Source organism: Mesorhizobium sp. M1396 (assembly GCF_040317725.1).
In the GTDB taxonomy this organism is placed as follows: Bacteria; Pseudomonadota; Alphaproteobacteria; order Rhizobiales; family Rhizobiaceae; genus Mesorhizobium.
In genome coordinates this window covers 1-18,444 of the sequence record NZ_JAMYLA010000029.1, presented here as the reverse complement: position 1 = coordinate 18,444, position 18,444 = coordinate 1, and the positions used below count along the sequence as shown (strand labels likewise).

The 18,444-nt window shown below is 62.7% G+C and carries 19 protein-coding genes and 1 pseudogene; 5 read left to right on the top strand and 15 right to left on the bottom strand.

Annotated elements, in window-relative coordinates; genetic code table 11:
- The first annotated feature begins 198 nt into the window (after window positions 1-198).
- The gene (locus tag NKH02_RS19525) at window positions 199-1,071 is read left to right on the top strand and encodes an SMP-30/gluconolactonase/LRE family protein (protein ID WP_352880802.1); all 873 of its coding nucleotides are present in this window, start codon (window positions 199-201) and stop codon (window positions 1,069-1,071) included.
- Here the strand turns inward: NKH02_RS19525 and NKH02_RS19520 are convergent.
- The 4 genes from NKH02_RS19520 to NKH02_RS19505 form a co-directional block, all read right to left on the bottom strand.
- Window positions 1,068-1,415 (bottom strand): antibiotic biosynthesis monooxygenase family protein, encoded by a 348-nt coding sequence (locus NKH02_RS19520; protein ID WP_352880801.1) that lies wholly within the window; start codon window positions 1,413-1,415, stop codon window positions 1,068-1,070. The genes NKH02_RS19525 and NKH02_RS19520 overlap by 4 nt on opposite strands.
- A gap of 128 nt (window positions 1,416-1,543) precedes the next feature.
- Entirely contained in the window at window positions 1,544-3,424 is a 1,881-nt protein-coding gene (locus tag NKH02_RS19515) for an ABCB family ABC transporter ATP-binding protein/permease (RefSeq protein ID WP_352880800.1), read from the bottom strand.
- 77 nt (window positions 3,425-3,501) lie between these two features.
- Window positions 3,502-3,843, bottom strand: a complete 342-nt coding sequence (locus NKH02_RS19510) for an ArsR/SmtB family transcription factor (protein WP_352880798.1) — start codon at window positions 3,841-3,843, stop codon at window positions 3,502-3,504.
- A gap of 67 nt (window positions 3,844-3,910) precedes the next feature.
- Complete coding sequence (locus NKH02_RS19505; protein WP_352868289.1) at window positions 3,911-4,843, bottom strand: LysR family transcriptional regulator; 933 nt, start codon at window positions 4,841-4,843, stop codon at window positions 3,911-3,913.
- A 94-nt stretch (window positions 4,844-4,937) separates the two neighbouring features.
- On the opposite strand from NKH02_RS19505, the gene NKH02_RS19500 reads away from it, so the two are divergent.
- Window positions 4,938-5,729, top strand: a complete 792-nt coding sequence (locus NKH02_RS19500) for an NAD(P)H-dependent oxidoreductase (RefSeq protein WP_352880797.1) — start codon at window positions 4,938-4,940, stop codon at window positions 5,727-5,729.
- Between the two features lie 30 nt (window positions 5,730-5,759).
- Here NKH02_RS19500 and NKH02_RS19495 read toward each other — a convergent pair whose 3' ends face one another.
- Window positions 5,760-7,295 (bottom strand): LysM peptidoglycan-binding domain-containing protein, encoded by a 1,536-nt coding sequence (locus NKH02_RS19495; RefSeq protein WP_352880795.1) that lies wholly within the window; start codon window positions 7,293-7,295, stop codon window positions 5,760-5,762.
- A gap of 126 nt (window positions 7,296-7,421) precedes the next feature.
- Here NKH02_RS19495 and NKH02_RS19490 point away from each other — a divergent pair, with 126 nt between their 5' ends.
- Window positions 7,422-8,033, top strand: a complete 612-nt coding sequence (locus tag NKH02_RS19490; RefSeq protein ID WP_352880793.1) for an LOG family protein — start codon at window positions 7,422-7,424, stop codon at window positions 8,031-8,033.
- 354 nt (window positions 8,034-8,387) lie between these two features.
- Here the strand turns inward: NKH02_RS19490 and NKH02_RS19485 are convergent, their stop codons facing one another.
- Window positions 8,388-8,720: a LysR substrate-binding domain-containing protein gene (locus NKH02_RS19485; RefSeq protein WP_352880791.1), complete on the bottom strand. Its 333-nt coding sequence runs from the start codon at window positions 8,718-8,720 to the stop codon at window positions 8,388-8,390.
- Window positions 8,721-8,991: 271 nt separating this feature from the next.
- Here NKH02_RS19485 and NKH02_RS19480 point away from each other — a divergent pair, with 271 nt between their 5' ends.
- A complete protein-coding gene (locus tag NKH02_RS19480) occupies window positions 8,992-9,990 on the top strand; it encodes a transporter (RefSeq protein ID WP_352880789.1) in 999 nt (332 codons plus the stop codon).
- A 4-nt stretch (window positions 9,991-9,994) separates the two neighbouring features.
- Here the strand turns inward: NKH02_RS19480 and NKH02_RS19475 are convergent, their stop codons facing one another.
- The 9 genes and pseudogenes from NKH02_RS19475 to cysS form a co-directional block, all read right to left on the bottom strand.
- A complete protein-coding gene (locus tag NKH02_RS19475) occupies window positions 9,995-10,678 on the bottom strand; it encodes a glutathione S-transferase family protein (protein ID WP_352868253.1) in 684 nt (227 codons plus the stop codon).
- A 9-nt stretch (window positions 10,679-10,687) separates the two neighbouring features.
- Complete coding sequence (rarD, locus tag NKH02_RS19470; protein ID WP_352868255.1) at window positions 10,688-11,605, bottom strand: EamA family transporter RarD; 918 nt, start codon at window positions 11,603-11,605, stop codon at window positions 10,688-10,690.
- 83 nt (window positions 11,606-11,688) lie between these two features.
- On the bottom strand, window positions 11,689-13,311 hold the full coding sequence (cimA, locus tag NKH02_RS19465) for a citramalate synthase (protein ID WP_352880787.1): 1,623 nt from the start codon (window positions 13,309-13,311) through the stop codon (window positions 11,689-11,691).
- Entirely contained in the window at window positions 13,308-14,264 is a 957-nt protein-coding gene (gene pip, locus NKH02_RS19460; RefSeq protein WP_352880785.1) for a prolyl aminopeptidase, read from the bottom strand. The genes cimA and pip overlap by 4 nt, the downstream gene beginning before the upstream one ends.
- A complete protein-coding gene (locus NKH02_RS19455) occupies window positions 14,261-14,737 on the bottom strand; it encodes a GFA family protein (protein WP_352868262.1) in 477 nt (158 codons plus the stop codon). Before NKH02_RS19455 ends, pip begins: the two co-directional genes overlap by 4 nt.
- Window positions 14,734-15,225 (bottom strand): GFA family protein, encoded by a 492-nt coding sequence (locus tag NKH02_RS19450; protein ID WP_352868264.1) that lies wholly within the window; start codon window positions 15,223-15,225, stop codon window positions 14,734-14,736. The genes NKH02_RS19455 and NKH02_RS19450 overlap by 4 nt, the downstream gene beginning before the upstream one ends.
- Window positions 15,226-15,231: 6 nt before the next feature.
- A complete protein-coding gene (locus tag NKH02_RS19445; RefSeq protein ID WP_352880784.1) occupies window positions 15,232-15,618 on the bottom strand; it encodes a VOC family protein in 387 nt (128 codons plus the stop codon).
- Window positions 15,615-16,021: pseudogene (locus tag NKH02_RS19440) on the bottom strand (endonuclease domain-containing protein). Before NKH02_RS19440 ends, NKH02_RS19445 begins: the two are co-directional and overlap by 4 nt.
- A 280-nt stretch (window positions 16,022-16,301) precedes the next feature.
- Window positions 16,302-17,738, bottom strand: coding sequence for a cysteine--tRNA ligase (cysS, locus tag NKH02_RS19435; protein ID WP_352880782.1), 1,437 nt, complete (start codon window positions 17,736-17,738; stop codon window positions 16,302-16,304).
- 394 nt (window positions 17,739-18,132) lie between these two features.
- Between cysS and NKH02_RS19430 the strand changes: the two genes are divergently transcribed.
- Window positions 18,133-18,288, top strand: a complete 156-nt coding sequence (locus NKH02_RS19430; RefSeq protein ID WP_109662740.1) for a hypothetical protein — start codon at window positions 18,133-18,135, stop codon at window positions 18,286-18,288.
- Window positions 18,289-18,444: the final 156 nt, after the last annotated feature.

Sequence of the window (18,444 nt, the reverse complement as noted above, 5' to 3'; positions counted from 1 at the left end):
CAAGAACTGGTGCGAGTTAGTGCCGACGAAGCAATATCATCGATGCAAGGCGATAAAAAGCGTCCTAGCTTGATCTGTCGCCGGCTCCTCGAGAGAAAATTGCCAATGACCATGTCGGCGTGTCATCCCTTCATTCGTCCTTGGGATAGTGCTTCGCTGGGCAAAGGGCCGGTGGAGCGACTAATCCGGGAGCCAAGCATGCAGTCGTCGAAGTCAGCATCGCGCATCGCCAACGTCGTAACCAGCGGCCTCGCCTTCGGGGAATCGCCCCGCTGGCATGACGGACGCCTGTGGCTCTGCAACTGGGGTGCGGGCGAGGTCATCGCCGTCGATGCCGATGGCAACAAGGAGATCGTGCTGACCGTGCCAGCCGTCCTGCCCTACTCCATCGACTGGCTGCCGGATGGCCGCCTGCTCGTCGTCTCGGGCCGCGACGGCTTGCTGCTGCGGCAGGAAGCCGATGGGCGGCTCGTCACACACGCCGATCTGCGCGACCTGTCGAAAAGTCCGTGGAACGAGATTGTCGTCGATGGGCGCGGCAACATCTATGTCAATGGCGGCGGACCGGCGCCGGTGCCCGGTGAGCATTTCGGTCCCGGCACCATCGTGTTGATCACGCCTGACAGTGCGGTCCGGCAAGTTGCGGAAAACATCGCCTTTGCCAATGGCATGGCGGTGACCCCGGACAACAAGACGCTGATCGTCGCCGAATCGCATGCCAACCGGCTGACCGCCTTCGACATCGCAGCCGACGGCACCCTGTCCAATCGACGCGTCTGGGCCGATCTCGACGGCTATCCCGACGGCATCAGTCTCGATGCCGAAGGGGCCGCCTGGTACGCGGATGTGCCCAACAAGCATTGCGTGCGGGTGCGCGAAGGCGGTGAGGTGTTGCAGACGGTCACCGTCGATCGCGGCTGCTTTGCCTGTATGCTGGGAGGTGCGGGCCGGCAAACCTTGTTCATCGTCGCCGCCGAATGGCGCGGCTTCGAGCATATGGTCAGCGATGCCCGCACCGGCCAGGTGCTCAGCGTTGAAGCGCCGGCACCTGGCGTCGGCTGGCCAGGCTAGAGCCCGGGGATCCGCTGATAGTTGGCGATGTCGGCTCGCACGCCAAGCCGGGCGATCGTCTCCTGCCGATTGAAACCGGCACGCGCATGCTCGGCCGTGACGATCGGCACGACCCGGTCGATAGCCGCCTGGTTCTCCCATTCGACGATGGTGACGAGGTTGAATTCGCCCGGCCCCGAGAATTGCTCGAGCACGAAATCCTGCACGAAGCCTTGCTGCAGGCGCAGCAATTCATGTGTTGTCCTGACCTTGGCCAGTATCTCCTCGCGGGCGGCGGCGGGGACGACGAACTTGTCCACCCTGAACACGCTGCCACCATTAACATTCTGACTTGTCTTGCTCATTTCGATAATTCCGTTCTTGGACCATGTTGCTTCCGGGCTCCAAAAACGGCGTACGATCTCAACTTAAGTTGAGGTCAAGCGGTTTTTCCTTCTCCCTCGTATCCCCTTGTGAGAGCAGCAAAGCGGCGTCAATTCACCTCGGACATCCGGCGGCGAACGATGACGCCAAGTTCGTCGCCCTCGCGGGCGATCCGCAGCCGCTCCTCGGCCTCGGTTGCCTCGCGCTGGCGATCCCACATCGATGCGTAGAGGCCACGCTTGTGCATCAGTTCGGCATGCGTGCCGCGCTCGGCGATCTGGCCGTCCTGCAGTACGATGATCTCGTCGGCCGTAATCACCGTCGACAGCCGGTGGGCGATGACGATGGTGGTGCGGCCACGGCTGACCAGATCGAGTGCCGCCTGGATCTCCTGCTCGGTGTGGCTGTCGAGCGCCGAGGTTGCTTCGTCCAGCATCAGGATCGGCGGCGCCTTCAGGATGGTGCGGGCGATCGCCACGCGCTGCTTTTCGCCGCCCGAAAGCTTCAGCCCGCGTTCGCCGACCATCGATTTGTAACCATCGGGCAGCCGCTCGATGAAGGGGCCGATCTGGGCAAGTTCGGCAGCCTTGCGCATATCCTCCTCGCTGGCGCCGATGCGGCCGTAGCGGATGTTGTAGGCGATGGTGTCGTTGAACAGCACGGTGTCCTGCGGCACCATGCCGATCGCTCCGCGCAGGCTTTCCTGCGTCACGTCCCTGATATCCTGGCCGTCGATCAGCACCTCGCCGTCCTGCACGTCGTAGAAGCGGAACAGAAGGCGCGAGATGGTCGATTTGCCGGCGCCCGATGGCCCGACAATGGCGACCGTCTTGCCGGCCGGCACCTCGAAGCTGATGCCCTTCAGGATCTTGCGGTTCGGGTCATAGGAGAAATGCACGTCGCGGAACTCGACCTTGCCGGCGCTGACAGTAAGTGGTTTCGCGTTCGGCTTGTCGACGATCTCCTGCGGCACATCCAAAAGGTCGAACATCTGCTCGATATCGGTCAGCCCCTGGCGGATTTCGCGGTAGATGAAGCCGATGAAATTCAGAGGCACCGACAGCTGCATCAGCATGGCGTTGATGAAGACGAAATCGCCGACCGTCTGCGTGCCGGCCTGCACTTCCAGCGCCGACATGCACATGACGATGACGGTGCCGAGGCCGAAGATGATGCCCTGGCCGAAGTTCAGCCAGCCGAGCGAGGTCCAGATGCGCGTCGCGGCGATTTCGTAGCGCGCCATCGAACGGTCGAAGCGCTCGGCCTCCATGCCTTCGTTGTTGAAATACTTGACCGTCTCGTAATTGAGCAGCGAGTCGATCGCCTTGGTGTTGGCGTCGGTGTCGCTGTCGTTCATGTCGCGGCGGATCGAGATGCGCCAGTCGCTGGCGCGCACCGTGAACCAGACATAGACCCAGACGGTGACCGCGACGACGGCCACATATTTCCAGCCATAGGTGTAGGCGAAGATGCCGGTGGTCAGCCCGAATTCGAGGATGGTCGGCGCCGTGTTGAGCATGATGAAGCGCACGATCGTCTCGATGCCCTTGGTGCCGCGCTCGATGATGCGCGACAGGCCGCCGGTGCGCCGCTCCAAGTGGAAGCGCAGCGACAGTTGGTGCATGTGGACGAAGGTGCGGAAGGCGAGCTGGCGAACGGCATATTGGCCGACGCGGGCAAACAGCGCGTCGCGCAGCTGATTGAAGCCAAGCTGCACCAGCCGCACGACATTGTAGGCGACGACCAGCATGACGGGCGCCAGCAGAAAGGTCGGCAGCGGCGGCACCGATTTGGCGTCGCCGGCCAGCGCGTCGGTCGCCCATTTGAAGAAATAGGGACCGGCGACCAGCGTCAGCTTGGCCAGGACCAGCAACAGCGTCGCCCAGGTGACCCGGGCTCTCAGATCAGCACGATCCGTCGGCCACATGTAGGGCCACAGGTTGAGCAGGGTCTTGAAGGTCGAGGAATCGGAGACGGTTTTTTCGGCCATTTCTTGTGCCTTCTTCTTATGTCTTTTTGACAATGATCTTGTCCGAAAACCGGGCTCCACTTTTCGGGATCATGGTTCTAGCGGCCGGAGCAGCAGGAATTGACGAGGGCGGTCAGCGACGCCGAAACGTCGGCGAGCGCGGCGTGGTCGATCGCATAGCGCGAGCGCTGGCGATCAGGCTCGAACCGGACCAGCCCGGCTTCGACCAGTATCTTCAGGTGTTGTGACACGGTGGACTGCGCCAGATCGAAACGATCGACGACTTCGCGGCAGCAACAGGAGCTGCTGGCCGACAGGTATTTCAGGATTTCGATCCGCGCCGGGTGCGAAAGCGCTGCCAACCGGGCGGCCACGGCGCGGCTGTCCGGGGCTTCCGACGTGGAGCGGAGTCTATGGATTTCGAAGGGGCTGTCGCTCATCGTCCATCGGCGATAAACGATGGCTGGCGCCGCCGCAAGCTACTCTTCTGGGCAGACCAGATAGCGGCTAACGCTGTGAGCTGGACTTCTCGATCCCCGGGATGTCGGCAATCCGTTCGGCCAGGAAGTCGACCAGCAGGCGGACCCTTGCAACGCCCGAGCGCTCCGGGACAATCAGCATGTTCAATGGGGCGGACGGCAGCGAATAATCATCCAGTATCGTCTCGAGCAGTCCCGCCGCCAAAAGATCGTCGACAAGCCATCGGTGGGCCGGTGCGACCCCTCGACCCGCGACCAAGGCCTCGCGCGCGGCAAGCCCATGGTCGACACGCAGTCGCCCCGCGAAAGGCACCATATGGCGCTCGCCCCCGACACCCTGCAAAGCAAGAGTTTCACTGCCCGCCACGTTCGACATCCGGATGCCCTCATGTCCAGACAGGTCCGACGGGACAGCCGGTCTGCCTCGCGCCGCCAGATAATCCGGCGATGCCACGAGCAGGCGCCGTGATAGGCCGAGGGCCCGCAACCTCAATGAGCTGTCCGTTAGCGGACCCAAGCGAAGCGCGATATCGACGCCTTCCCGGACGAGATCGACACGCTCATCGGTGAGGCTGAGGTCAATTCCGATGTCGGGATATCGGTCCTGAAAGGCGAAGATGAGCCGGCTGGTGTGCAAGACCCCGAAAGCGGCCGTACAGGATATCCGCACGGTGCCGGCCGGCGCGCCACGTGCGCCCCGCGCTTCGTCGCCGGCCTGCTCGACAAGGCGCAGGATCTGGACGCTGTTAGCATAGTACCGGCTGCCCTCATCGGTCAGCGTGACCCGCCGGGTGGTCCTGCTGAGCAAAGGCACACCCACTGCCTCTTCAAGCTCTTGCAAATGCCGCGTAACCGTCGATTGCCCGATGCCCAGTTCGCCGGCAACCAACGACAGACTGCCCCGTTCCGCAACGCGAATGAAGGTGCGCATGCGTTCGAGGGTGATATCTGATTTATCCATTATTCGGCACAATCTTATGCATTACGAATGCGTAGCGGATTATGTCGATATTGCCTAGCTAAGGGACCAGTTTTTCAATCCAAGGAGTCCCCGCATGAAAATTCTACTTGTCTTCGCTCATCCCGAATCGCGCTCGCTCAACGGCGCGCTCCGCGACGTCGCCATTAGAGAACTCGAGGCACAAGGCCACGAAGTGCGGGTGACGGACCTTTATGCCCAAGGTTGGAAATCAGCGGTTGATCGGGCCGACTTTCCGGTTTTGGCGTCTGATGCGCGGCTGATGCCTGCCGCGGCTTCCAAAAAGTCTTTCGAGGCCGACGCGCTGACAGAGGACGTCAAGGCCGAGATCGCAAAGCTGCTGTGGGCGGATGCCCTCATTCTCCAGTTTCCGCTCTGGTGGTTTGCCATGCCGGCGATCCTCAAGGGCTGGGTCGACAGGGTCTTTGCCTACGGCTTCGCTTACGGTGTGGGCGAACATAGTGACAAACGATGGGGCGACCGCTACGGCGAGGGAACCTTGATGGGCAAGCGCGCAATGTTGATCGTGACCGCCGGCGGCTGGGAGGAGCACTATGCCCCTCGCGGCGTCAACGGACCAATCGATGATCTGCTGTTCCCGATCAACCACGGGATTCTCTACTACCCGGGCTACGACGTCCTTCCGCCGTTCGTAGCCTATAGCGTCGACCGCTTCGGCGAAGCCGACTTCGAGCCCACTGCCGAGCGCTTGCGCGAGAGGATGAGGACGTTCGCGACCACGCAACCCATCCCCTATCGCCGGCAGAATGGCGGCGACTATTTGATTCCGAGCATGAAGCTACGCCCCGACCTGAGCGATCCGAACTTGATCGGATTCAAACTGCACCTGAGCGGCTCAACAAACTAGCTGACGTCGACCTTTGGAGGGCCTTGGACTCTAATTGGTCTTGGCCGGCGCTGTCGTTGCCTGCTCGCCCATCGCCTTGAGGTCGGCGGCTTCGCCTTCCTTGGACTTTTCCGGGACCTTGAACACCTGCCCCGGCCAGATGCGATCAGGATCGCTGATCTGATCCTGGTTGGCGAGGTAGATGGTCGAGAAGCGCACGCCATGGCCATAGACGCGTCGTGAAATCCGCCACAGCGTGTCGTTGCGGCGGATGATGATAGCACCGTCGGCATGCTCGAGCTTGGGCGCAACGGTCTCCGGCACATTGCCTGGCGGCGGGGCCGCTGCCACAACGGCCGGCGCCTCGGTGGCGGGAGCGGGCGCGGTGGCCGGTGCCGTTTCAGCCGGTACCCCGGCAATGGCCGGCGCCTCGGTTGCCGGTATGGCAGGAGCCGGTGCCGGTTCCGCTGGGGCAGCCGCGACAGCAGCGGGCGCGGCCGGCTTCGGGTCGGCAGGCTTGGGCTCCGCGGGCGCCACGGCGGCGATCGATTCACCCGGCTCGCGCTCGAATGGCACGGCGGCGCGGGCCACCACTTTCACGCCGTCGGCATCGAGACCGTCGACATGGATGGTATAGCTGCCGACCGGGATGTCGCGCATCGCCTCGACCAGGAAATGGCCGTCCGGCGATGTCCGCGCGTCACCGAGCAGGATATCGTTGGCATAGGCGCGCACCTTGCGGCCCGGATCGGCGAGGCCGGCGACAAAGATCTTGTTGCCGTCGATCTCGACCGCCTCGACGACGATCTTGGGTTCGGCCACGGCTGCGGCGGGCGGCGTCGCCGGCGCTGCTGGAGCCGGTGCTGCTTCAACCACGGCTGGTGCCGGTGCGGCTGGTGCCGGAGCAGCGGTTGCGGGCGCTTCGGGGGCCGGAGCGGCAGCCTGGTCGCCGGCAACCGGTGCGGCTGGCTTTGTCTCGGGTGCGGGAACGGCAAGCAGTTCCGCCGGCTTGCCCGGCTCCTCGACCATGGCAAGCACCTGGCCGGCCGCATCCTTGGGAACCGAGACGACAGCGGTCTGCACCGAGGGTGTCACGACATCGCCGGTCGTCGCACGCAGCGCGATCGTGTAGTCGCCGGGCTTCAGCGGATCATCGAGAATAATAACAAAGGCGCCATCGGGACCGGCGACCGTCGAACCGAGCACGGCCGTGCCGTTGAGTATTTCGACCTTTGAATTGGGCGCCGCATTGCCGGCGATAACGATGGAGCCATTGCTCTCGACGCGCACGACATCGAAGGACGGTGCGATCGGACCTGCCGGAGCCGCCGCATCCGTTGCCGGTGCGGCCGGTGCCGTTGCCTGGGGCACCGCGGCGGGAGCGGCTGGGACCTCAGCTTGAGGCAGCCGCGCTTCCGTATCGGGATCAGCCGGTTTCGGCGCCGCGGGCGGCGTCAAGGCAGCCACCTGCGCCGGCGGCGTCGGATTAAGATACGGGTCGAGTGCGCCCGATACATAGGCGGTTCCCGCGACCGCAACGGTCCCACCCGCCGCGAACAGGAACGCCTTCAATGGATTAATTGCCATATTTCCCTACCCCTTAGCCACCTAACGCCGGTCTAACCTGTTTTGCCAAAGCCGACAAGAAAAAGCCCGGGCTTGTTCACCCTTGGGGCTTGACCCAGCTTTCAGACCCAATCACCAATCATCGGCATGAACACGATTCGATCCGTCTGCGTCTATTGCGGCTCGTCTCCGGGCCGCGATGAAATCTATATCAAGGCCGGACACCTGCTCGGGCGCTCGATTGCCAAAGCGGGCCTGCGGCTGATCTATGGCGGCGGCACCAAAGGAATCATGGGCGCCGTCGCCGAAGGCGCCTTGCGCGCTGGCGGCAAGGTGACGGGCATCATTCCGCGCTTCCTGATCAACAAGGAAGCGACCGAAACCGCGCTTGGCCGGCTCGACGAGCTCTTGATCACCGACAACATGCATGAGCGCAAGCACAAGATGTTCGAGAAATCCGACGCCTTTGTGGCGCTGCCGGGCGGCATCGGCACGGTCGAGGAGATCGTCGAGGTCATGACCTGGGCGCAGCTCGGCCATCACCGCAAGCCGATCGTCTTCGGCAATGTCGGTGGTTTCTGGGATCCGATGCTGGCATTGCTCGATCACATGGCCGCCGAGGGCTTCATCCACACCGCGCAACGGGTCAAGCCGCTGGTCGTCGACGACCCCGAAGCGATCGTCGCCGCCATCATGGTGGCTGGATCCTCCGTCGACGCCCCGACCGAGGGCGTGCAGTCGGTGATAGACAAGATGTGAGGCAGTAGGGAATAGGGCGGTAGGCAGTGTGAATGCCGGGGGACGGCAACCCTACTGCCTACTGCCAGGGCAACGAACTCGGCTTAACGGGTTCCTTCGCTGCCTTCGCCTGCGCATTGGCTGACGGAGCATCAAACGAAAAACCCGCCTGTGCGGCGGGTCACTGGCGCAAATCAGCACCATGGACGAATATGTACCATAGCTGAGATCACGGAATCAAGAAAAAATTCCTATTACCGGCACAAAAGCCGACACCGCCGAACTGTCGTCAGGTCTTTGTTAACCTGAGTGCGGAGCCCTAGCCTACTGCCTACTGCAGCTGCCTGCCGCAAGCCGGCGATCACCGCGCGGCGGTCAGGGACGACGCCAGGCAAGATAGATGGAAACCGTGCGCTCGAACCATGGCAGATCGCGAAACACTATCCGCGAGGAAGCGCCGGCACGCAGACTGGCCTGCACCGTTGCCAGGCCGAGACCGGCGCTAACCAGACCGAGCGAGGTCAGCGGGTCCGCCGTCTCATAGGCGATGTCGGGCAGAAAACCGGCTTTGGCGCAGGCGGCAAGGAATTGCCCGCGGTTGGTGTCATCGGGCTGGCGCACGACCGTGATCCAAATGCGGCCGTCAAGGTGATGCGGCCCGATCTCCGATATTTGGACAAGCGGATCATCTTCGGGGATCGCCAGCACCAGCGGCTCGTCCCCTGGTCAAGGCCGGCATGATGGATATAGCCGCAATCGTGCTCGCTTAACCCTTACCCTGGGTTCGGCCCGAAGCGTTGAGAGGGCGCAATCCGGTGGCGGCGAAAGCGTCACCACCGGATTGACGTCAGTGATCGACAGACTGTGATCGGCCGTCAAGAAACCGTCACACGAAACCGGGTTCGCCCGTGCTAGACATCAAGGGTCAGGCGGCCGCCATGCGGCGCCATGTTCGAAACCTGCATCTGGCACCGCGCCCATGGATATCGCTCTCGCCCCGGATGGCACCGACCTGTCGCCTTACCTGCCCGACGAGCACGGGTTGTTCTTCATCTATCACTTCACCGCAGAGGGCGTGCGAGCCAGGGACGCAGCCGCCGCGCACTGGACATGGCGCAGCTATCAGATCACCGACCTGCACGCACGCCAGGAGATCGGCGCCGAAAGGGCTTTGCCGGGGCCGGTGCGCGAAGCTTTCCTCTCCGCCACCCATGGCTGTCACATCGACCTCGAGGATGACTGGCTCTACGGCGACCTGCCGGACCTGCGACATGACTATTCGGCGGAAGCAGGCGGGCTTGGCCATTTCCGCTTCGCCCTCAACGACACCATGCTGATCGGCGCCCGCAAGCAGCCGCTGCAGTCGGTCGACAACATCCGCAAGGCGATCGAGAACGGATCGCGCAAGTTCCGCTCGCCGGCCGAGTTGATCGAGGCGGTCGTCGGCCAATCGTTCGACGGCATGGTGGCCGAACTCGCGGCACTCGGCGACAGTCTCGACGGCATCGAGGATCGCATCGTCTGCGACGCATGGCACAATGAGCGGCAATCCCTCGTCGATGCTCGGCGGCACCTGGTGGTGATCCACCGGCAAATGGCGACGCTGACCAATCTGTTTCGCCATCTCGATCATTCGCACCGCAACGACCTGCCTGACACAATCAACGACATGGCGGCGCGGCTGTCGCACCGTGCGCAGACGCTGCACTATGACGGCGAACAGTTGCAGGCGCGCGCCCGGCTGCTGCAGGACGAGCTGATGGCCAAGCTGACGACGCAGTCGAACCAGTTGCTTTATGTGCTGTCGGTGATGACGGCGGTGCTGTTGCCGATGACCATCATCTCCGGCCTGTTCGGCATGAATGTCGGCGGGCTGCCCCTGGTCAACACGCCGATGGGGTTCTGGGTGGTGTCGGGCGTGTCGATGGTTGTCGCGGCGGGTACCTATTTGTTCGTACGGCGCCTCGGGCGGATGTAAGCGCTCAAACCGCGCGAAAATCCTCGATGATGGTGCCGGCGGCGGCGACTTCCGCTTCGTGGTCGGGCTCGCGCCAGGTCTCGGCAAGGCCAGCCGCATACCATTCGCGCATCGCCGGCAGGGCAAACAACTGCGCCGGATAGGCTGTAGCCGCACCGTCGAAAGAGAGCCCATAGGACTGTGCGCGAAACGCCACCGGGGCAAAGAAAGCGTCGACGGCGGTGAAATGAGCGCCGGCCAGAAACGGCCCGCCGAAACGAGCAAGGCCATCGTTCCAGAGGTCGCCGAGGCGAAAGAGGTCCTGCTTCAGCGCATCGGACATCGGAAACGGTTTCGCGCGCAGGCCGCAGCTCATCGGACAGGCGCCACGCAGTGCGGTGAAACTCGAATGCATCTCGGCGGCGGCCGAACGCGCCCAGGCGCGTGCCTTGGCCTCGACAGGCCACACACCATGGTGGCGCTCGGCGAGATATTCGGCGATCGCCAGCGAATCCCAGACCGCCCAACCGTCGTCGATCAGGCACGGCACCCGGCCGCTGGGCGAGAACGACCGATAGAGGCTCCAGCTCGAGCCGGTCGGGAATGGCGTCAGCCGCTCCTCGAATGGGATATCCAGCTCTCGCATCAACACCCAGGGCCGCAACGACCATGAGGAATAGTTCTTGTTGGCGATATGCAGCAAGTACATCGAAACTCCTTACCGGGCAGAAGCCTTGCGCGCTGTCGTCAACATCGACCAGGAATACACCGCCAGTGCCGCCCAGATCAGTGCAAAGGCGACGGCCTGGGTGGTGCCGAAAGGCTCATCGAAGATCAGCACGGCGATCAGGAACACCATGGTCGGCGCGATGTATTGCATGATGCCGATGGTGGAGAGGCGCAGCAGCTTGGCGCCGAAGGCGAACAGCAAGAGCGGCACCGACGTGACCGGACCGCAGCCAATCAGCAGCGCCGTATCGGTACCGCTACTGGATACGATGTGGTCCTGTCCGGTCGCGATCAGGTAGACGATGTAGCCAAGGGCCGGCACCGACAGCAAAAGCACTTCGAGCAGAAACCCTTGGCTCGGGCCGATCGGCAGCGTCTTGCGGAAGAAGCCGTAGGCGGCGAAGGAAAACGCCAAGGCCAGCGACACCCAGGGCAGCTTGCCGCCCTCGATGGTCAGCACGGCGACGGCGACGGCCGCCAGCACCACGGCCGCAATCTGCAGACGGTCGAGCCGCTCGCCCAGCAACAGCGCGCCGACGACGACGCTGACCAGCGGGTTGATGTAATAGCCGAGCGCGGTCTCGACGGTGCGGTCGACGGCGATCGCCCAGACATAGATGCCCCAGTTGACCGAGATCAGCGCCGCCGTCAGCGCGGCCATGGCGATGGTGCGCGGCGAACGCAACGCCGCCTTGAAGTCCGCCGTGCGGCCAGCCCAGATCAGGACGGCGGCGGCGATCGGCACCGACCAGACGATGCGATGGGCTATCACTTCAGCAAGCGGCAGATGCGCCACGGCCTTCATGTAGAAGGGCAGCATTCCCCACAAGAGATAGGCGCCAAGCGCCAGCAAAAAGCCGCGCCGTGCCTTCGAGTCCGCGTCCAGGGTAATCGCTTCAGTGGCCATGGCCCAACGCTATGGCCCAGCCATCTTGCCAAGACCATCGCAAAGTTCTGATGGATCAATGGACTTTCGCTGATGGTTCAACCCTATTCGGCCGCCACAAGGCCGGCCATCTCGCGGTTCTTCATCAGCTTGTAGACGATGGAATCCATCAGCGCCTGGAACGAGGCGTCGATGATGTTTTCGGAAACGCCGACTGTCCACCAGCGCGCGCCGGTGCCGTCATGCGATTCGATCAGAACGCGGGTGATCGCCTCGCTGCCGCCATTGAGGATACGCACCTTGAAGTCGGCAAGCTCCATATCGGCGATCTCGCCCTGGAATTTGCCAAGATCCTTGCGCAGCGCGATGTCGAGTGCGTTGACCGGGCCGTGCCCCTCGGCCACCGACATCTTCTCCTCGCCGTCGACCAGCACTTTCACGATCGCTTCGGACACCGTCTTCAACTGGCCGTTGGCGTCGAAGCGGCGCTCGACCATGCAGCGGAACGAGGTGACGTTGAAGAACTCCGGCAGGCCGTGCAGCATCTTGCGCGCCAGAAGCTCGAAGCTGGCGTCGGCACCCTCATAGGCATAGCCCTCGGCCTCGCGTTCCTTGACCACTGATATCAGCGCGTCGAGCCGGTGATCGTCCTTCGGCACGTCGATGCCGCGCCGCTTCAGCTCGGCGAGGAAATTGGCCTTGCCGCCCTGATCCGAAACCATGACGCGGCGGCGGTTGCCGACCGTTTCCGGAGGCACATGCTCATAGGTCGCCGGCTCCTTGGCCAGCGCCGAAGCATGGATGCCGGCCTTGGTCGCGAAGGCTGATGCGCCGACATAGGGCGCCTGCGCTTCCGGGGCGCGGTTCAAGAGTTCATCAAAGGCGCGCGACAGGCGCGAAATACCGGTCAGCGCCTCAGTCGAAATGCCCGTCTCGAAACGATCGGCGAAAGCCGGCTTCAGAGCCAGCGTCGGCATGATCGAGATCAGGTTGGCGTTGCCGCAGCGCTCGCCGATACCGTTGAGCGTGCCCTGTATCTGGCGCACGCCGGCCTCGACCGCGGCCAGCGAATTGGCCACGGCCTGGCCAGTGTCGTCATGGGCATGGATGCCGAGATGATCGCCTGACATACCGAAGGCGATGACGCTCTCGACAATGGCGCGGACTTCCGACGGCTGCGTGCCGCCATTGGTGTCGCACAGCACCACCCAGCGCGCGCCGGCATCATAAGCGGTCCTGGCACAGGCCAGTGCATAGTCGGGATTGGCCTTGAAGCCGTCGAAGAAATGCTCGCAGTCGACCAATGTCTCCTTGCCGGCGGCGATCGCCGCCTCGACGGAGGCCTTGATGGCGTCGAGGTTCTCCTCATTGGTGCAGCCGAGCGCGACGCGGACATGGTAGTCCCAGCTCTTGGCGACGAAGCAGATGGCGTCCGATTTCGACTGCACCAGTGATGCAAGGCCGGGATCGTTGGACGCCGATACCCCTGCCCGCTTGGTCATGCCGAAGGCGACGAATTTGGCGCGTGCCGTGCGCTTCTCCTGGAAGAAGGCCGTGTCGGTCGGGTTGGCGCCGGGATAGCCGCCCTCGACATAGTCGAGGCCGAAGGCGTCAAGCAGTTTGGCGATGGCGATCTTGTCCTCGACGGAAAAGTCGATGCCCGGCGTCTGCTGGCCATCGCGCAACGTGGTGTCGAAGAGATAGAGGCGCTCGCGGCTCATGGTCATTTGCCTGCAAACTTGTCCGTCGCGCGGATCAGCCGGTCAAGGATGCCCGGCTCCGAATACGCATGACCGGCGCCCTCGATCAGATGGAAATCCGCCTTCGGCCAGGCCTTGTGCAGCGCCCAGGCATAGCGCGCCGGGCACGGCATGTCGTAGCGGCCATGGACGATGGTGCCGGGAATATCCGCAAGTTTGTGCGTATCGCGCAACAGCTGACCTTCCTCCAGCCAGCCGGCATGGACGAAATAGTGGTTCTCGATGCGGGCGAAGGCGACGGCATAGTCGTCTTCACCAAACGGACCGCTGGTTTCGGGCTCCGGCAACAGCGTGATGGTTTCGCCTTCCCACAGACTCCAGGCGCGGGCGGCTTCGATCCGCGCCTTGCGATCGCTGCCGACCAGCCGCTTGCGGTAGGCGGCCATCATGTCGCCGCGCTCGGCCTCGGGGATCGGCGCCAGGAAACGCTCCCATTTGTCCGGGAACATCTCCGAAACGCCGAACTGGTAGTACCATTCGAGTTCGGCGCGCGTCAGTGTGTAGATGCCGCGCACCACCAGTTCGCTGACGCGTTCGGGGTGCGTCTCGGCATAGGCGAGCGCAAGCGTGGAGCCCCAGGAGCCGCCGAACACCAGCCATTTGTCGAAGCCGACCATTTCGCGCAAACGTTCGATATCGGCGACCAGATGCCATGTCGTGTTGGCTTCGAGCGAGGCGTTGGGCGTCGATTTTCCGCAGCCGCGCTGGTCGAACAGGATGACGTCGTAAAGCTTCGGGTCAAACAGCCGCCGATGTTTTGGCGAGATGGTGCCACCTGGCCCGCCATGCATGAACACGGCCGGCTTGGCGCCCTTGGTGCCGGAACGCTCCCAGTAGACCTGATGGCCGTCGCCGACATCGAGCATGCCGGAATCGAACGCCTCGATCTCGGGGTAGAGCGTACGCAATTGACTGCTCATAGTTGCAAACCTTTGGTCGGCCAGTCCGCTGTTTCATGGTCGGGATGCTGGAAGGAGATGATCTGCTCCTGCCTCGCGTAGTAGTCGGGGTCCTGATGAACGGGCTGATCGAAGATCGTCTCCACCCAGGGCAGCCGCGCTGCGTAATTGATTTGGATCTGCGGGGCGAGATCGGAACGGTCGTCGAAGGCGCCGATGGCGATCTCAAGTCCGCCGGGCTGCCGATAGGTCAGCGGCGTCCCGCATCTGGCGCAGAAACCACGATCGATGTTGACCGACGATTGGAAATAGCTCGGCTCTTCATGGGTCCACTCGACGCCATCCCTGGGCACCGTCACCAGCGCACCGAAAAACGAGCCGAATTGCTTCTGGCACATGCGGCAATGGCAGATGGAGGGGCGGCCGAGCGCCCCATGAATGCGGAAACGCACGGCGCCGCATTGGCAGCCACCGGTTCTAACTGTCTCGGTCATGGCTTTTCCTCTGGCGGCCATTGTTCGGTGTCGTGGTCTGGATGCTGATAGGAGACGAGATCGGCCAGGTAGGGGGCCGACGACATGTCGGCCATGGTCTCCTCGCCCGGCAATTGCGGGATCGTATCGACATAGGGCAGCTTTGCCTCCGTGCCCCACTGGATCAGCGGCGCGATCTCCGCCGGATTGTCGAACGCACCGATCGCCAGCCCGACACCATCCGGCGCGGTGAAGGTCAGCGGCGTGCCGCAATTGCCGCAAAAACCACGATCGACATGGTTGGATGAGCGAAAATATTTCGGCTCGCCACGCGTCCAGTCGAGCTTCGCCTCGCGCACTGAAACCAGCGGCGCGTAGAACGAGCCGAACGCCTTCTGGCACATGCGGCAATGGCAGATCGAAGCGTCCCCCAACGCGCCTTCGACGCGAAAGCGCACCGCGCCGCACTGGCAGCCGCCGGTGTAGATCGGCCGGTTGTCGAGGCTCATCGCCGCTCACTCCGGGGCATGGCAGACGGCCTCGACATTGTTGCCGTCGGGATCGAAGACGAAGGCGGCATAGTAGTCCGGGTGATAGTGCGGACGCAGGCCCGGCCCGCCATTGTCCTTGCCGCCGGCGGCAAGGGCCGCGGCATGGAAGGCATTGACCTCGGCGCGGCTGCGCGCGGTGAAGGCGACGTGCTGGTGGTCATTGGGTTTGTCCTTGCCGGTACTCAGCCAGAACACCGGCCGGTCGCGGCCATAGCCACCGACCTTGGCGCCGCCGGTGTATTCCAGGGGCACCATGTACAGCAGCGCGGCACCAAGGGGCGCCATCGCCTTGTCGTAGAAACCCTTCGAAGCGTCGAAATCGGCAACGGTGATGCCGAGATGGTCGATCATGAAACGGACTCCCTTGCTGGTTCGGGTACTGGCTTTTCAGCGCCGGCCAGGCCAGCTTCGATAACGATGTGCTGGCAGACATTGTCGATATCGCGAATGACGTCGTCGTTCCAGAAGCGCAGGATGGTCCAGCCGAGCGCTTCAAATATGCGCTGCGTGTCTCGTCATGTTGTAGATTTTCGCTATCCGCATGTTGGCTACCGTCGACCTCGACAACGAGATGATAGGCTGAGCAAGCAAAGTCGACGATGTAAGGTCCAATCGGCACCTGCCGCCGAAAGCTCATTCCCATCAGCCGATGAGCGCGCAACTCATTCCAAAGTTTCAACTCCGCATCGGTCATAACGCGACGCATGGATTTTGCATTCCGGCGGTGTCGTTGCGGAACAAGATCGTGTCCCATCAAACACCCCTTCGCCGGCAACTAGCGAAATCGGCGACTAGGGCCGATCTCCCTCCTTGCGGGGGAGATGTCCGGCAGGACAGAGGGGGGTGCTGTCCCGCCCGCTTATCAACTGGAGACCGCTGCCTTTTCGGAAAACGGTCGAAACGAGAGTGGGCAAACAGAAACGCTGGCGTTCCTTCACACCCCCCTCTGTCCTGCCGGACATCTCCCCCGCAAGGGGGGAGATCGGCTGTCGCCAGCGTCTTCGCCAACCTTGCAAAAGTGTTTCGCGCCACCCTCACCGCTTCACCTCCCAAGTGGTGATGCGTTCGCCGGTGACCGGATCCTTGCCGTCCTTCAACTGTATACCTTGTGCCAACAGTTCGTCGCGGATGCGGTCGGCTTCGACCCAGTTCTTGGCGGCGATGAATGCGAGGCGCTTGGCGATGGCCTTGGCGACGTGGTCTTCATCAACCTTCGCCGAGGCGACATCGAAGCCGAAGAACAGCAGCGACGCCTTCAGTGCGGCCGCCGCATCGTTGCCGTCCGCTGACTCGCCGGCCAACTGGGTCAAAAGCTGGAAGGCGGCATAGGTGGCGAGATCGTCCGACAAGGCATCTATAACCTCCGCGGGCAACTGACCTGCCGCAGCCGGCGCCAGGTCGGCCGCCCGCTTCCATTTGCGCAGCGTGTTCTCGGCCTCTTCCAGCTTGCGCACGGAAAAGTCGATGGGCTCGCGATAGTGCGTCATCAGCATCGCCAGCCGCAGCACCTCACCCGGCCATTTGCGGCCACCGAAGGTCTCGGTCTCCAAGAGTTCGTTGATCGAGTAGAAATTGCCGAGGCTCTTCGACATTTTCTGGCCTTCGACCTGCAGGAAGCCATTGTGCATCCAGATGTTGGCCATGACATCGGTGCCGTGGGCGCAGCGCGACTGGGCGATCTCGTTCTCATGATGCGGGAAGATCAGGTCGAGACCTCCGCCGTGGATGTCGAACACCTCGCCGAGATAGGCGGCCGACATCGCCGAACATTCGATGTGCCAGCCGGGCCGGCCCCTGCCCCATGGCGAATTCCAGCCGGGCTCCTCCGGTGACGACAGCTTCCAGAGGACAAAATCGCCGGGGTTTTTCTTGTGCGCGTCGACGGCGACGCGAGCGCCGGCCTGCTGCTCGTCGAGATTGCGTTTCGACAGCTGGCCGTAGTCAGGCATCGACGCTGTGTCGAACAGCACTTCGCCCGCGGCAACATAGGCATGGCCGCGTTCGATCAGGCTTTGAATCAGGGTGATCATGTCCACCTTGCCATCAGCGCGGGGCTCGACGAATTCGGTGGCGCGCGGCTCGACCGTCGGCTCCAGGCAGCCAAGAACCGCCACGTCGCGGTGAAACTGATCGGCGGTCTTTTCGGTGACCCGCCGGATCGCTTCGTTGAGCGAAAGCGTGCCTGAAGCGACCTCGCCGCCAAAATCCCGCAAGGCGCGCGCGTTGATCTTGTCGTCGACGTCGGTGATGTTGCGCACATAGGTGACGTGCGTCTGCCCATAGACATGACGCAGCAAGCGAAACAGCACGTCGAAGACGATCACCGGCCTGGCATTGCCGATATGGGCAAAGTCATAGACGGTCGGGCCGCAGACATACATGCGCACATTGCGCCCATCGATCGGGACGAAATCCTCCTTCGCTCGCGTCAGCGTGTTGTAGAGGCGCAGGCCCTGCGATGCGTCAGACATTCGTGCCTTCCCGGTTCAGAACTTTTTGTTTGGATGGAACCTGTCTTGCGCCGAGGCGCAAATCGGATTCCAGCCTGCTGGCCGGGGCGTTTGTCCAATCTGGGGAAGATGAGGCGAAAACGTCCGGACCAGCGCGAGGCTAGCCAATAATGCAAATGCCACAAATGGCGAAAGACGTTTTCATGGGCGGCTTTATCGCCTTGGCTTGTGTTGCCGTCAAGTCGCTAGTTTCGGCAAAAACATCGCTGGATCACAGGTAATGATGCACTGAAACATTTTATTAAACATGTCGGCACAGTCATGAAACATTCGTCGGCTAGATCAGCGGGCGTCACGATTTGGTCAGAATCGGCCATCAAACGCGGACACGAAAATGTTACCTGGGAAGAGAGACATGCCTCGCAGCAAGCAGGAATCCAACCGCGCCAAGCAACCGGCGCTGGCCAACCACTACCGCGCAATCGGTCCGGCCGCGATCGTCGCCGCCCTTCTCCACACCGCGAAGAAGAAGAAGCCGGCACAGAAGATCGTATCGCCCCGCGCTGCCTGAAGGCGGTGTGCGGCGGGCGCAAAAGGCGCCTGGCATGAGGGCGCTGACATGCACCTATGAAGAACAGCTGAGCTAGGGCCTGTTGAGATTCAGGATTCCACTTTGAGCCTGATTGTGATTCAAGCTTTGAATGGCGCGATTTGTACTGACGGACGC

Coding starts and splice junctions, on each gene's coding strand:
- NKH02_RS19525 (WP_352880802.1), top strand. CDS start 199: ATGCAGTCGTCGAAGTCAGCATCGCGCATCGCCAACGTCGTAACCAGC.
- NKH02_RS19520 (WP_352880801.1), bottom strand. CDS start 1,415: ATGAGCAAGACAAGTCAGAATGTTAATGGTGGCAGCGTGTTCAGGGTG.
- NKH02_RS19515 (WP_352880800.1), bottom strand. CDS start 3,424: ATGGCCGAAAAAACCGTCTCCGATTCCTCGACCTTCAAGACCCTGCTC.
- NKH02_RS19510 (WP_352880798.1), bottom strand. CDS start 3,843: ATGAGCGACAGCCCCTTCGAAATCCATAGACTCCGCTCCACGTCGGAA.
- NKH02_RS19505 (WP_352868289.1), bottom strand. CDS start 4,843: ATGGATAAATCAGATATCACCCTCGAACGCATGCGCACCTTCATTCGC.
- NKH02_RS19500 (WP_352880797.1), top strand. CDS start 4,938: ATGAAAATTCTACTTGTCTTCGCTCATCCCGAATCGCGCTCGCTCAAC.
- NKH02_RS19495 (WP_352880795.1), bottom strand. CDS start 7,295: ATGGCAATTAATCCATTGAAGGCGTTCCTGTTCGCGGCGGGTGGGACC.
- NKH02_RS19490 (WP_352880793.1), top strand. CDS start 7,422: ATGAACACGATTCGATCCGTCTGCGTCTATTGCGGCTCGTCTCCGGGC.
- NKH02_RS19480 (WP_352880789.1), top strand. CDS start 8,992: ATGGATATCGCTCTCGCCCCGGATGGCACCGACCTGTCGCCTTACCTG.
- NKH02_RS19475 (WP_352868253.1), bottom strand. CDS start 10,678: ATGTACTTGCTGCATATCGCCAACAAGAACTATTCCTCATGGTCGTTG.
- rarD (WP_352868255.1), bottom strand. CDS start 11,605: ATGGCCACTGAAGCGATTACCCTGGACGCGGACTCGAAGGCACGGCGC.
- cimA (WP_352880787.1), bottom strand. CDS start 13,311: ATGACCATGAGCCGCGAGCGCCTCTATCTCTTCGACACCACGTTGCGC.
- pip (WP_352880785.1), bottom strand. CDS start 14,264: ATGAGCAGTCAATTGCGTACGCTCTACCCCGAGATCGAGGCGTTCGAT.
- NKH02_RS19455 (WP_352868262.1), bottom strand. CDS start 14,737: ATGACCGAGACAGTTAGAACCGGTGGCTGCCAATGCGGCGCCGTGCGT.
- NKH02_RS19450 (WP_352868264.1), bottom strand. CDS start 15,225: ATGAGCCTCGACAACCGGCCGATCTACACCGGCGGCTGCCAGTGCGGC.
- NKH02_RS19445 (WP_352880784.1), bottom strand. CDS start 15,618: ATGATCGACCATCTCGGCATCACCGTTGCCGATTTCGACGCTTCGAAG.
- cysS (WP_352880782.1), bottom strand. CDS start 17,738: ATGTCTGACGCATCGCAGGGCCTGCGCCTCTACAACACGCTGACGCGA.
- NKH02_RS19430 (WP_109662740.1), top strand. CDS start 18,133: ATGCCTCGCAGCAAGCAGGAATCCAACCGCGCCAAGCAACCGGCGCTG.